This window comes from Burkholderia sp. AU31624 (assembly GCF_020420065.1).
Classification (GTDB): domain Bacteria; phylum Pseudomonadota; class Gammaproteobacteria; order Burkholderiales; family Burkholderiaceae; genus Burkholderia.
The window spans coordinates 801,574-815,116 of record NZ_JAIZRT010000004.1; the positions used below are offsets into that span (position 1 = coordinate 801,574).

Annotated in this window: 11 protein-coding genes; 5 read left to right on the forward strand and 6 right to left on the reverse strand. The window is 69.7% G+C overall.

Annotated features, from left to right (window positions below; translation table 11 throughout):
* Window positions 1-22 precede the first annotated feature (22 nt).
* From LGM89_RS18900 to LGM89_RS18925, 6 genes are all read right to left on the reverse strand, one after another.
* Complete coding sequence (locus LGM89_RS18900) at window positions 23-805, reverse strand: anti-sigma factor family protein (protein WP_226204488.1); 783 nt, start codon at window positions 803-805, stop codon at window positions 23-25.
* On the reverse strand, window positions 802-1,317 hold the full coding sequence (locus tag LGM89_RS18905; protein WP_089472250.1) for a sigma-70 family RNA polymerase sigma factor: 516 nt from the start codon (window positions 1,315-1,317) through the stop codon (window positions 802-804). Before LGM89_RS18905 ends, LGM89_RS18900 begins: the two co-directional genes overlap by 4 nt.
* A gap of 34 nt (window positions 1,318-1,351) precedes the next feature.
* The gene (locus LGM89_RS18910; protein ID WP_226204486.1) at window positions 1,352-1,711 is read right to left on the reverse strand and encodes a hypothetical protein; all 360 of its coding nucleotides are present in this window, start codon (window positions 1,709-1,711) and stop codon (window positions 1,352-1,354) included.
* Between the two features lie 295 nt (window positions 1,712-2,006).
* Window positions 2,007-5,060, reverse strand: a complete 3,054-nt coding sequence (locus tag LGM89_RS18915) for a beta strand repeat-containing protein (RefSeq protein WP_226273628.1) — start codon at window positions 5,058-5,060, stop codon at window positions 2,007-2,009.
* A gap of 484 nt (window positions 5,061-5,544) precedes the next feature.
* A complete protein-coding gene (locus tag LGM89_RS18920) occupies window positions 5,545-6,789 on the reverse strand; it encodes an NAD(P)/FAD-dependent oxidoreductase (protein WP_226204482.1) in 1,245 nt (414 codons plus the stop codon).
* Window positions 6,790-6,862: 73 nt separating this feature from the next.
* On the reverse strand, window positions 6,863-7,642 hold the full coding sequence (locus LGM89_RS18925; protein ID WP_226273629.1) for an ABC transporter substrate-binding protein: 780 nt from the start codon (window positions 7,640-7,642) through the stop codon (window positions 6,863-6,865).
* A gap of 379 nt (window positions 7,643-8,021) precedes the next feature.
* Between LGM89_RS18925 and LGM89_RS18930 the strand changes: the two genes are divergently transcribed.
* The 5 genes from LGM89_RS18930 to LGM89_RS18950 all read left to right on the forward strand — a co-directional run bounded on the left by LGM89_RS18930 (window position 8,022) and on the right by LGM89_RS18950 (window position 13,429).
* Entirely contained in the window at window positions 8,022-8,996 is a 975-nt protein-coding gene (locus LGM89_RS18930) for an ornithine cyclodeaminase family protein (RefSeq protein ID WP_089494198.1), read from the forward strand.
* Window positions 8,993-9,787, forward strand: coding sequence for a transcriptional regulator (locus LGM89_RS18935; RefSeq protein ID WP_319001505.1), 795 nt, complete (start codon window positions 8,993-8,995; stop codon window positions 9,785-9,787). Before LGM89_RS18930 ends, LGM89_RS18935 begins: the two co-directional genes overlap by 4 nt.
* 206 nt (window positions 9,788-9,993) lie before the next feature.
* The gene (locus LGM89_RS18940) at window positions 9,994-10,725 is read left to right on the forward strand and encodes a DsbA family oxidoreductase (RefSeq protein WP_089494197.1); all 732 of its coding nucleotides are present in this window, start codon (window positions 9,994-9,996) and stop codon (window positions 10,723-10,725) included.
* Window positions 10,726-10,861: 136 nt separating this feature from the next.
* Window positions 10,862-12,298 (forward strand): DHA2 family efflux MFS transporter permease subunit, encoded by a 1,437-nt coding sequence (locus LGM89_RS18945; protein ID WP_226273630.1) that lies wholly within the window; start codon window positions 10,862-10,864, stop codon window positions 12,296-12,298.
* 342 nt (window positions 12,299-12,640) lie between these two features.
* Window positions 12,641-13,429: a sulfite exporter TauE/SafE family protein gene (locus LGM89_RS18950; RefSeq protein ID WP_089430683.1), complete on the forward strand. Its 789-nt coding sequence runs from the start codon at window positions 12,641-12,643 to the stop codon at window positions 13,427-13,429.
* The last annotated feature ends 114 nt before the right edge of the window (window positions 13,430-13,543 follow it).

The following is a 13,543-nucleotide window of genomic DNA, read 5'->3' on the forward strand; positions in this document are numbered from 1 at the left end:
CCTGCCGGCGGCGCCACGCGTGTCACCCCTTCCACGCGTCGGTCGGGCCGCCTAGCGCGCCGCACGCGTCGATCGCGAGTTCGCGCAGGCGCCGTTCGTCGCCCTGGCCGGACAATGCGTAGCCCATCCCGCGATCCGACCAGAAATACGTGTAGCGGCCACCGGCCGACATCGCCTGCGGCGCGAGGCGCCGTGTGTCGTAGGCCGTCATGTACAGCGTCACGCGCGCGCCGTCCGCGCGCTGGTACATGAGTTGCGCGGCCGGCCCCGCTTCGCCGGGGAGCAGCCGGCCGCCGAGCAACCGGTAACCGTATTCGTCGAGCGACGGCGCACGCACGGGACGCCCGAGACGCGCGGACAGCCACGCGACGAGATGGTCAGGATCGCCCGCACCGACCTCGACCGGATGGTCGTGGTCGGCCACGTACGTCGCATAGGCGGCATCCGCGCGTGCGGCGAACGCCGGCTCACCGCCGAATGCCACCCAGCCCGCATGCAGCGCGACACCGATCAGCAGCCCGGCCGCGAGCGCAGCGAATGCATAGGCGATCCCGCGCCGGCGCGGCGCACGGCGTTGCACGAACAGCGCGGGCGCGGCGGCCGGCAGCGGGAACAGCGCCTGCAGCGCGTCGCGCTGCGCCCGGTAATGCGCGAATCGTTCGGCCTCCTGCGGATCGGCCAGCACGCGCTCGAGCACCTCGCGACGCTCGTGCCCGGACAGCTCGCCGTCCAGCAACGCGGACAGCAGTTGCGCCGACGCATCGTCGTCCCGCTCGTTCGAAGGCTTGTGCGGATCGTCCATCATGTCTTCCCGATCACCCGTAATGCCGCCGTGCCGTGCGCCGGCGGCTCGTCGGACAACAGCGCGCGCATCTGCCCGCGCGCCCGTGCAAGCCGCGACATCACCGTGCCCACCGGGACGCCGAGCACCGCCGCGGCATCGCGATAGCTCAATTCCTCGAGCGCGACCAGCAGCAGCACCTCGCGCTGTTCGACCGGCAGCCGGTACAGCGCGCGCTGCACGTCGCGCAGCACCAGCCCGCCGATTTCGCCGGCCGGTGCGGCCATCGTCTGCCACGGCGCCGTCGCATCGTCGACCGCGATCTCGTGCCGTGCGCGCAACTGGTCGATGAAGCGGTGCCGCAGCAACGTCAGCAGCCACGCGCGCAGGTTGCCGCCGTCGCGCGGCGGGCGGTTCAGCGCCCGCTCGAGCGTGTCCTGCACGAGATCGTCCGCCCAGGCCCGGTCACCCGTCAGCGCGCGCGCATAACGCGTGAGATGCGGCAACCACACCAGCAGATCCGATTCGTAGCTCATCAGGATGCCTCGCGCACCGCCCCACCGCCCGTCGTCACGGACGCGCGACGTGCCACATGCCGCCGACCCCGTCGCCGCCCGTGTCGCCGGGCTTGTGATCGAGCTTCCAGCGATACAGCGGGCGCCCGCGGTACGCCCATTGCTTGCTGCCGTCGTCACGCGCGACGAGACTCAGCGCACCCACTGGCTTGTCGTACGCGTCGGCGCGCGCAGGCGGCCAGTTGGCCGCGCACGCGCTGTCGCACGCGCTCTTGCCGGGCGCATCGCGATCGAACACGTACAGCGTCATGCGATCTTCGTCGACGAGCTTTCCATCGCCGGCTCGTGGTGGTTCCGCGGCGGCCGGCCGCACGATTGACGCCGTCAGCGCGGCGGCGACGAGTATCCGTTTCATGCCCTTTCTCCTTGACACGGCATCGCGACACGGCGGCACCGGCCGGGACGATCGGCTTCGTCACGACCATTATCCCGCCGGCCGGCGCTGCCGGGATTCGGTAGGTAAACGGATGGAGGCGACCGGTTATTCCACGCCGGCCGGCGAGCGTCGTTGGCGGCGGCGGCGGCCAGTCGTGCGACGCAGGAAAAAAGGGACACCAAAAGACAACGCGGCATGACATCGCTGCCATGCCGCGTTGTGCGGCCCGTTGCGCACGGCGGCCGATCCGGCTCCGCCGTGCGTGCGCGGCCGGTTACTTCGGCAGTGCACCCGTCAGCGACTGGAGCAGCGACGACACCGGCGCGAGCGGGTTGCCCGGCGCGCTGTTGCCCGAATGCGGCGTGACCGACAGGCCCGGCGCGGAGCCGAGCGCCGTGCCCACCGTCGTACCGACTGCGTTGACGACCGTCGCCGTCGCGTTGGCGCCCGTCGTCAGCAGCGAGCCGACTGCGCCCGCCGTGCCGCCGGCCGCGTTCGCGCCCGAGCCGAGCAGGCTGCCGCCCGCCGCCGCCGTCGAACCGGCCGCGCCCGACAGCGCGCCGGCCGCCTGCCCGAGGGCCGCCGGACCGTTCGCGAGTGCGCCCGTCACCGAACCGAGCGCACCGGTCAGTGCGCCGGCCGGGTTGCTGCCGCCCGTCAGGCCGCTCACGAGGTTCGTGATCGGGGCGATCGGGTTGCTGCCCGCCGCGCCCGACAGCGTGCCGACGACCTGGTTCACGACGCCTTGCACCGGCGCCAGCGGGTTCGAGCCGCCGAGGTTGCCGAGCGTGCCGACCACCTGATTCACGACGCCCTGTACCGGGGCCAGCGGGTTGGAGCCGCCGAGGTTGCCGAGCGCGCCCACGACGGAGCCGACCGCATTACCCAGTGCGTTCGTGGCCGTGCCGACCGCGTTGCTGCTGCCGAGCGTGCCGACCACCTGGTTCACGACGCCCTGCACCGGCGCCAGCGGGTTCGAGCCGCCGAGGTTGCCGAGTGCGCCCGTCACCGAGCCCAGTGCGCCGGTCAGCGCGCCGGCTGCGTTGCCGCCCGTCGGCAGCGCGTTCTGCAGGCCGTTGACGAGGTTCGTGATCGGCGTGATCGGGCTACCGCCACCGGCGCCGGACAGCGTGCCGACGACCTGGTTCACGACGCCTTGCACCGGCGCCAGCGGGCTCCCCGCGCCGCCAAGCGTGCCGGCGAGCTGCGTGACGACGCCCTGCACCGGCGCCAGCGGGCTTCCCGTGCCACCGACGTTGCCGAGCGTGCCCGTGATCGTGTTGACCGCGTTGCTCAGTGCGCCGGCCGGGTTGCCGCTGCCGAGCGTACCCGTGACCTGGTCGACGACGCTCTGGATCGGCGCCAGCGGGTTCGAGCCGCCACCGATACCGCCCAGTGCGCCCGTCACCGTGCCGAGTGCGCCGGTCAGTGCGCCTGCCGGATTGCCGCTGCCGAGTGCGCCCGTGACTTGATTGACGACACCTTGCACCGGCGCCAGCGGGTTCGAGCCGCCGCCGATGCCGCCTAGTGCGCCGGTCACCGTGCCGAGGGCACCGGTCAGTGCACCGGCCGGGTTGCCGCTGCCGAGTGCACCCGTGACTTGATTGACGACACCTTGCACCGGCGCCAGCGGGTTCGAGCCGCCACCGATGCCGCCCAGTGCGCCGGTCACCGTGCCGAGGGCACCGGTCAGTGCGCCGGCCGGATTGCCGCCACCGAGCGCGCCCGTCACTTGATTGACGACACCTTGCACCGGCGCCAGCGGGTTCGAACCACCGCCGATACCGCCCAGTGCACCCGTCACCGTACCAAGTGCCCCGGTCAACGCGCCAGCCGGGTTGCCGCCACCGAGCGCACCCGTTACTTGATTGACGACGCCTTGCACCGGCGCCAGCGGGTCCGCGCCACCGCCGATGCCACCCAGTGCGCCCGTCACCGTACCGAGTGCGCCAGTCAATGCACCTGCCGGGTTGCCGCCACCGAGCGCACCCGTCACTTGATTGACGACACCTTGAACCGGCGCCAGCGGGTTCGAGCCGCCACCGATACCGCCTAGTGCACCCGTCACCGTGCCGAGGGCACCGGTCAATGCACCTGCCGGGTTGCCGCTGCCGAGTGCGCCCGTGACTTGATTGACGACGCCTTGTACCGGCGCCAGCGGGTTCGAGCCGCCGCCGATACCGCCGAGCGCCCCCGTTGCCGTACCGAGTGCGTTGCTCAGTGCCCCGGTCGCCGTGTTCAGCGCACCGGTCAACGCACCTGCCGGGTTGCCGCTACCGAGCGCACCCGTCACTTGATTGACGACACCTTGAACCGGCGCCAGCGGGTCCGCGCCGCCGCCGATACCGCCCAGCGCGCCCGTCACCGTGCCAAGGGCACCGGTTAGTGCGCCTGCCGGGTTGCCGCCACCGAGCGCACCCGTCACTTGATTGACGACGCCTTGAACCGGCGCCAGCGGATCCGCGCCACCGCCGATGCCACCCAGTGCGCCCGTCACCGTGCCGAGGGCACCGGTCAGTGCGCCGGCCGGATTGCCGCTGCCGAGTGCACCCGTGACTTGATTGACGACACCTTGCACCGGCGCCAGCGGGTTCGAGCCGCCACCGATGCCACCCAGTGCGCCCGTCACCGTACCGAGCGCGCCAGTCAATGCACCTGCCGGGTTGCCGCCACCGAGCGCACCCGTCACTTGATTCACGACACCCTGAACCGGCGCCAGCGGATTTGAACCACCGCCGATACCACCCAGTGCGCCCGTGACCGTGCCGAGCGCGCCAGTCAATGCACCTGCCGGATTGCCGCCACCGAGCGCGCCCGTCACTTGATTGACAACACCTTGAACCGGCGCCAGCGGGTTCGCCCCACCGCCGACATTACCCAGTGCCCCCGTTACCGTGCCAACCGCATTGCTCAGCGTCCCCGTCGCCGTATTCAGCGCACCGGTCAACGCACCTGCCGGGTTGCCGCCGCTCAGCGCACCCGTCACCTGATTCAGCACACCCTGGACCGGCGCGAGCGGCTGCACCGTGCCGCCGCCACCGCCGAGTGCGCCCGTCACCGCCCCCACGGCGCCCGACAGTACCTGGCCGGGATCGCCCAGCGACGTCTGGATCGCGCCTGCCCCGCCTGCCGCCACGGTGACCGAGCCCAGCGGCGACGTCCCCGTCGCGACCAACCCGACCGACACGCTGTTCGTCGGCGGGTTGACGATCACTTGCGGAATCGGCAGCGCATCAAGGGCCCCCGCCATCGCGGAACCCGAAGCCAGTACCCCGAACACCGTCGCGACCGACAGCGCTACACCCGTCAATTTCAAATTGTGTCCCATCTTTATTTTCCCCATCTCGGTTGGCACAACGTTGATAAAGCATGGGGACCGATTGCACGAAGTGTGCCAATTCGAAAAACAGGATTGATTCGTCTGTCTATTGACGGGCAATAACGCTTTTTTAATCGATTTCAGACGAAATACACGGCCCTGGCGCCGCAATCATCTGACGAAAAAGGCCGGCGGAACGCGGATGTAACGTAACGTTTGCGAGCCCCGTGGTAACGTGTTCCGGTACATTCCACGTAACACCGGAACGTCCGCCGCAACGACGTGCCACATCGTCACGAGCAGTTGGCCGTTACGCATTTCATCAATATGAAAATGCATTGATAAATCGCCGATTTGCTGATTTTCTTTATTTCGCGATTATCTTTCTTGCCGATTACGCAGATCATTTCCGATTGCGTGATTTCCGATAATTCGGATAGCAGACTGAAACATTGTGAAGACCGGCGCGCGCGACGCAGCGCGCGCCGCCGGATCAGCCGAAGCGCGCGGGCCGGTACGGATGGGGATCGATATAGGTCGGCGCGCCCGTCATCATTTCGGCGAGCAGGCGTCCGCTTGCGGGACCCAGCGTGAGCCCGTGATGGCAATGGCCGAATGCGAACCACAGATGGCGATGGCGCGGCGCGGGCCCGATCACCGGGCGCATGTCGGGCGTGCACGGCCGCATCCCGAGCCACGGCTCGGGATCGAGCCGCTCGCCGATGCCGAACGCGTCGCGCGCCAGCGGCTCGGCGCGCGCGAGCTGCACGCCGGTCGGCGGTGCGCCGCGCAGCGCGATCTCGACGCCGGTGGTGAGCCGCAGGCGGCCGCCTTCCATCGGCGCGACGACGAAACCTGCCTCGGTATCGCACACGGGCACGTTCAGCGGCGCGCGCGTCGGCCGGTAGTGCATGTGATAGCCGCGCTTCGCGCGCAGCGGAATCCGGTAGCCGAGCGGCTCGAAGACGTGATCGGACCACGGCCCGAGCGCCACCACGGCCGAGCGCGCCGAAATCGGCCCGTGCTCGGTACCGACCTGCCAGCCGTCATCCACCTGCACGAGCGTCCTGGCATCGCCGAGCGCGAACGTGCCGCCGTCGCGCTCGAACAGCCGCGCGTAGGCCTTGGTCAGCCCGCCCGGGCTCGACACGGTCTTCGGGTCCTGCCAGTGGAACGCGCCGCAGAACGCGTCGCCGATACCGGGCTCGCGCGCCCGCAACGCACCCGCGTCGAGCACGGTCATCCGCAGCCCGTGCGCGTCGGCCACGCGCTGCTGCGCGCGCGTTTCCGCATCGAACAGCGCGGGCGAACGGAACGCCTCGATCCACCCGCCGTCGTGCACGAGCGGCTGCGCATCGGTGCGCGCGAGCAGCGCGTCGTGCTCCACGACGCTCGCCGCGACGAGCGGCAACAGGTCGCGCGCGGCGGCCGCGAGCCGCTGCGGCGACGATTCGCGCCAGAAGCGCGCGAGCCAGCCCGCATATGCGGGCAGCGCGCGGTAGTCCCAGTAGAGATCGACCGAGCGGTTGCGCGCATAGCGCAGCAGCGTGCCGAGCCGGCGCGGAAACGCATACGGCACGACCGACGAGCGCTCGATCAGCCCCGCATTGCCGTGGCTCGTTTCCTCGCCGGGCGCGCGCCGGTCGACGAGCGCGACGCGCAGCCCGCGATCCTGCAGATGCAGCGCCGACGACACGCCGACGATGCCGGCCCCCAGAACGATGACGTCGAAATCCATGGTTCCCCGTACTGCGTCGAGATTTAGTACGACACGCGCCGGCGCGGCGGCCGGCGCGCGACGGTCATGACGATTACTTCGAGACGATGTCGCGCTTGAAGTACTTCTGCGACAGCGCGCTGAGCGTGCCGTCCTTCTTCAGCGCCTCGAGCGCGCCGACGATCTTCGCCTGCAGCGCCTTGTCGTTCTTGCGCATCCCGAAGCCCGTGCCTTCACCGAGCGTCGCCGGATCCTTCAGCGGCTCGCCGACGATCTGGTAGTCGCGGCCGGCCGGCTTGTCGAGGAAACCGTCCTGCGCGGTCTGCGCTTCCTGCACGGCCGCGTCGAGACGCCCCGCGACGAGGTCGGCATAAATCTGGTCCTGATCCTGGTACGACACGACGGCCACGCCCGCGTTGGCCCAGTGCGCCTTCAGGAAATCCTCCTGCGACGAGCCCTGCAGCACGCCGACGTGCTTGCCGCGCAGGCTCGCGACGTCGGGCCGCAGCGGCGAGCCGTGCTTGGCGATCATCACGATCGGCACCACGTAGATCGCCGGCGTGAAGTCGATGCTCTGCCGGCGCTTCGACGTGATGTTCATCGCCGAGTTGATCGCGTCGAACTTGCGCGCCTGCAGCGCCGGGATCAGGCCGTCGAACGCATTCTCGACCCACACGCATTTCATGTTCAGCTTCGCGCACACCGCGTTGCCGATGTCGACGTCGAAGCCCTGCAGCTGACCGGCCGGCGTCTTGCTCTCGAACGGCGGATAGGCGGCTTCGATGCCGAAGCGCAACGTGGTCTGTTCCGCATGGGCCGTGACGGCCGCGCAGGCAAGCGCCGCAGCGGCGCAAAGGGAGAGCTTCCAGTTCATGACGGTCCTTCCGTTCCGGATTGAGGCGATGAAGATCGGTGCACGACGCCCCGGGCCGGGCGCCGGGTCGGCATTCGAAGCAGGCAGCCGCCACGCGGCGACGTGTCGAGTCCTGCACGCGAAATATAGACTCAAAGTCTACTATAGACTATAGGGGATACGAGAATCGTGCCCCGATACGCGACATCGAAAATTCGACACCCATCGCTAACCCCCTTGATTTACCTGAAATTTTTCCTAACCACGCGACGGCACGGCGTCTCGAAAAGAAAAATTCTCCCGACTTCTTTTGTCTATATTAGACTTTTCGTCCATCACGAACATTGCCGGACACCGTCGATCGAGACTGTCCTGTCCGGCCCCGACCGGAGATGTCCCCATGACGCAAACCGCCCCGACCCTGCCGCTGACCGTCGACGAAGCCGCGGTGCGCGCGGCCCTGCCGTCGCTCGACGTGCTCGGCACGCTGCGCAGCATGTTCGCGTCGCTCGCCGCGGCGCGCGCGGTGCAGCCGCCGCAAACGCTGACGCTGTTTCCCGACCAGGCCGGCGACTTCATCACGTATCTCGGCGCGCTCGCCGACGCGCAGGTATTCGGCGCGAAGCTGTCGCCGTATGTCGTGACGGGCGGCAAGCCCGACGGGAAACCGATCGTCACCGCCTGGACCGCGCTGATGTCGATGCGCACGGGCCAGCCGCTGATGTGGTGCGACGCCGGCCTGCTGACCGTCGAGCGCACGGCCGGCACGACCGCGCTCGCGGTCGACTGCCTCGCGCCGCGCGCCGCACGCCATCTCGCGATCGTCGGCGCAGGCGCGGTCGGCCTCGCGCACCTGCGGCACACGGCGGGCTTGCGCGACTGGGAGACGATCCGCGTGTACTCGCCGTCGCTCGCCGGCGACGCGGCGCAGCAGGCGGCACTCGCGCAGCTCGATCCGCGTGCGCGCGCCGCGGCGAGCGTCGAAGCCTGCGTGCGCGACGCGGACGTCGTGATGCTGTGCACGTCGTCCGGCACGCCCGTGCTCGGCGACGGGATGCTCACGCGCCCCGCGCTCGTCACGTCGATCAGCACGAACGTCGCGCGCGCCCACGAGATCCCGCCCGCCTGGCTGCCCGACATGGACGTGTACTGCGACTACCGGCACACGACGCCCGCGAGCGCCGGCGAGATGCAGATCGCGGCGGCCGAACACGGCTGGGACACCACGCGGATCGCCGGCGACCTGCCCGCGCTCGTCGCCGGCACCTGCCCGGCACCGTCGTATGCCCGTCACGCGTTCTTCCGCTCGATCGGCCTCGGGCTCGAGGACATCGCGATCGCGCACGCGCTGTACACGCATCTGGCACGCGCATGAGCGGCACGGGCGCGCGGGGCCGATACAATGGCGCAACCGCCGCGGCGGCCGCGCGCGGGCGCACGGGCATGCCGGCCAACGGTGCGCCGGCACGCCGGCCCGATGCGCTGCCCGGCCCCCGCCCACCCGAGATGGCGAACCCGATGCGCAAGAAGAAATCCCCCGTCAAAGACCTGCTGCTCACCCGCTATGCGCCGATCGCCGACGGTATCGCCGCACTGTTCTTCCCGTACGCGGAAGTCGTGATCCATGACCTGCACGACCAGACCGTGCTGTATCTCGCGAACAACCTGTCGAAGCGCGAGGTCGGCGACGATTCCGCGCTCGAGGAAATCGATCATTCCGCGCGCGAGCGCGTGATCGGCCCGTACGAGAAGCTGAACTGGGACGGCCGGCGGATGCGCTGCGTGAGCAACGTGCTGTTCGACGACGAAGGCCGCCCGGCCGGGATGATGTGCATCAACTTCAACATCGCGGTGTTCGACGAGGTGCGCGCGACGCTCGACCTGTTCATCAAGGGCGCGGGCGTCGTCGCGCAGCCGGACGAGCTGTTCCGCGACGACTGGCAGGAGCGCATCAACACGTTCCTGCACGGCTGGCTGCGCGAGCGGCAGGTCGGGCTGAACGGGCTCACGCGCGAGCACCGGCGCGAGCTCGTCGAAGCGCTTTACGCGGAGGGCGCGTTCCGCGGCAAGAGCGCGGCGAACTACGTCGCGAACGTGCTCGGGATGGGCCGCGCGACGGTCTACAAGCACCTCAAGCACCTGAAGGAAACGCAGGGCGACGCGTAAGCGCCTCCCCTTCGGGCCGGTTCGCCGCCGCACGCGGCGACGGCCGGGCATCGGCATTCGCTATCGGGACGCCGCTTCCGTGTCTATGCTTCGTGATACGCCGGGCGCCCGTTTCATATGACCGCATGGCCGCCCGGCCAGGACGAAACGTCGAAGTACAAAATGATATAGTCCCGGTTACATTTTTTTGCTGCCCGGAATTGCCCATGACGACCGCTCCCGCCCCGACTGCCCGCCCGACCCTGACCGTCGAAATCTGGTCCGACCTGATCTGCCCGTGGTGCTGGATCGGCAAGCGCCGCTTCGACGAGGCGCTCGCCGCGTTCGCGCACGCCGACCGCGTCGACGTCGCGCTGCGCGCGTACCGGCTGATGCCCGGCCAGCCCGTCGAGCCGGTCGAGGCGATGCTCGCCGGCAAGTACCGGATGTCGCCCGCGCAGGTCGACCAGATGCTGCGCCAGGTGACCGATGCGGCCGCGAGCGTCGGGCTGCGCTACGACCTGCCCGGCACGCTCGTCGGCGATACGCTCGACGGCCACCGGCTCGTGAAGCTCGCGGAAGCGACGGGCCGCGCGCACGCGCTGACCGAGCGGCTGTACCGCGCGTATTTCTGCGAGCACGGCTCGCTGTTCGATCACGCCGAGCTGACCGAATTCGCGGTCGAAGCGGGGCTCGAGCGCTCGGCCGTCGAAGCCGTGCTGCGCAGCGACCTGTACCGCGCCGACGTCGAGGCCGATGCCGCCCGCGCCGCGCAGATCGGCGGCCGCGGCGTGCCGCTGTTCGTGTTCGGCGGCCGCTATGCGGTGTCGGGCGCGCAACCGGCCGACGCGTTCGCGCAGGCGCTCGACCAGGCATGGCGCGACGGCATCGTCGAACTCGACGGCGGCGACGCAGCCGCGTGCGGCCCCGATGGCTGCGAACTGCCGGCGCGCTCGTAACGCCCGTCGCATCCATCGCGCGCGTCCCGCGCGGACGCGCGACTACGCATCGCTGCTGCCACAAACCGGCAGGAAGCCCGCGCCGAGGGGGTCTACAATGCAGCCTTTCAAATAACTATCAGAAGGCGGCAAGCCCATGACCCACGGGATTCACGGCGAGAAGCGCTGGTACGCGCTGATCGTCCTCTGCCTCGGCGTGCTGATGATCGTGCTCGACAGCACGATCGTGAATGTTGCACTGCCGTCGATCAGCACCGACCTCCATTTCACCGAGACGGCCCTCGTGTGGGTCGTCAACGCGTACCTGCTGACGTTCGGCGGCTGCCTGCTGCTCGGCGGACGGCTCGGCGACCTGTACGGCCAGCGGCGCATGTTCCTCGCCGGCCTCGTCGTCTTCACGCTCGCATCGCTCGCGTGCGGCCTCGCGCAATCGCAGGCGATGCTGATCGCCGCGCGCGCGGTGCAGGGGATCGGCGGCGCGGTCGTATCGGCCGTCGCGCTGTCGCTGATCATGAATCTCTTCACCGAGCCCGGCGAACGCGCCCGCGCGATGGGCGTGTACGGCTTCGTCTGCGCGGGCGGCGGCAGCATCGGCGTGCTGCTCGGCGGGCTGCTGACGAGCTCGCTGTCGTGGCACTGGATCTTCCTCGTCAACCTGCCGATCGGCATCGCGGTCTATGCGATGTGCGCCGCGCTGCTGCCGCGCCTGCGCGCGCCGGCCGGCAACGCGCGGCTCGACGTCGCGGGCGCGATCACCGTCACTGCATCGCTGATGCTGGCCGTCTACGGGATCGTCGGCGGCAACGAAGCCGGCTGGCTGTCGACGCAGACCGTCGCGCTGATCGGCGCGGCCGCCGCGCTGCTCGCGCTGTTCATCGCGATCGAGGCGCGCGCCGCACATCCGCTGATGCCGCTCTCGCTGTTTGCGTCGCGCAACGTCGCGCTCGCGAACGTGATCGCCGTGCTGTGGGCGGCCGCGATGTTCGCGTGGTTCTTCCTGTCCGCGCTGTACATGCAGCGCGTGCTCGGCTACGGCCCGCTGCAGGTCGGCCTCGCGTTTCTGCCGGCGAACCTGATCATGGCCGCGTTCTCGCTTGGGCTGTCCGCGCGGATCGTGATGCGCTTCGGCATCCGCGGCCCGATTGCGGCCGGCCTGCTGATCGCGGCCTGCGGCCTCGCACTGTTCTCGCGTGCGCCGGTGGACGGCGGCTTCATCTGGCACGTGCTGCCCGGCATGACGCTGCTCGGCATCGGCGCGGGCGTCGCGTTCAACCCGGTGCTGCTCGCCGCGATGAGCGACGTCGATCCGGCCGATTCCGGGCTCGCGTCGGGGATCGTCAACACCGCGTTCATGATGGGCGGCGCGCTCGGCCTCGCCGTGCTCGCGAGCCTCGCGGCCGCCCGCACCAACGCGCTCGCGGCGGCGAATGCCCCGCTCGACGCGCTGAACGGCGGCTACCATGCGGCCTTCGCGTTCGGCGCGGCATTCGCTGCCGTCGCCGCGCTGATCGGCCTCGCGCTGCGCATCCGGCAGCAGGGTGCGGTCGAAGGCGTCGGCTCCGCAATGCACTGACCGCTAGCCGGCGGCGGGTGGCATCGACCGCTGCCCTCGAACCAGGGCGCGTACTGTCGCGCCCTTTTTTATGCGTGCCGGGCCTGGCACCCGCTCTTGCTTCACCGGGCGTTTCGGGCGGATCAGTCGCGAGGAGAACAGCCATCACGCCCCTCGCTCCCCTCAAACGCCTGTTTTACTTCGGGCCAGATGCCCGCCCCACGGGCTTCCCCCGCCGATTTTTAACGCAGTCGTACATCGACGCGCCACATTTGCGACAATGGCGGACTTTGACGCGCGCGCCGCGGCCACGTGCCGCCGCCGAACATCGCATAACCGTCGCCGCATAACCGTCCGCTTCCGATGTCGCTTCCCCATATCGATTTGCTGTACTCGTTGTCCGGCCTGTTCGTCGGCATCCTCGTCGGCCTGACGGGCGTTGGCGGTGGTTCGTTGATGACGCCGATCCTCGTGCTGCTGTTCGGCGTCCACCCGGCAACGGCGGTCGGCACCGACCTGCTGTACGCGGCCGCGACCAAGGCTACCGGCACGCTCGTCCACGGCCTGAAAGGCTCGATCGACTGGCGCATCACGGGCCGGCTCGCGGCGGGCAGCGTCCCGGCCGCGGCCGTCACGCTGTGGTGGCTGCACACGCACGGGATGAACGCGCCGGGCACCGCGCGGATGATCCAGCTCGTGCTCGGCATCGCGCTGCTGCTCACGTCGCTCGCGCTGATCTTCCGGCCGCAGCTCACCGCGTTCGCCGCACGCAACCCGCTCGCGCCGAGCCCCGCGCGCACGCTGTGGTCGACCGTGCTGACAGGCGCCGTGCTCGGCGTGCTCGTGTCGATGACGTCGGTCGGCGCCGGCGCGATCGGCGTGACTGTGCTCCTGCTGCTGTATCCGATGCTCGCGACCACCCGCATCGTCGGCTCCGACATCGCGCACGCGGTGCCGCTCACGCTCGTCGCGGGCATGGGCCACTGGCTGCTCGGCTCGGTCGACTGGTCGATGCTGCTGTCGCTGCTGCTCGGCTCGCTGCCCGGCATCGTGATCGGCAGCCTGCTGTCGGCGCGCGCGCCTGAACGGCTGCTGCGCAACCTGCTCGCCTCGACGCTCGTCGCGGTCGGCGTGCGGCTCGTGCTGGCGTAAGCGGCGCGGAAGCCGCCGCGCATCGATACCATTCCTCTTCCTGACGAAACACACCGTCCCGTCACCCGACCGTCACTTTACGGAGATGTTCTGGCGAATCCTCAATAGAGGGCC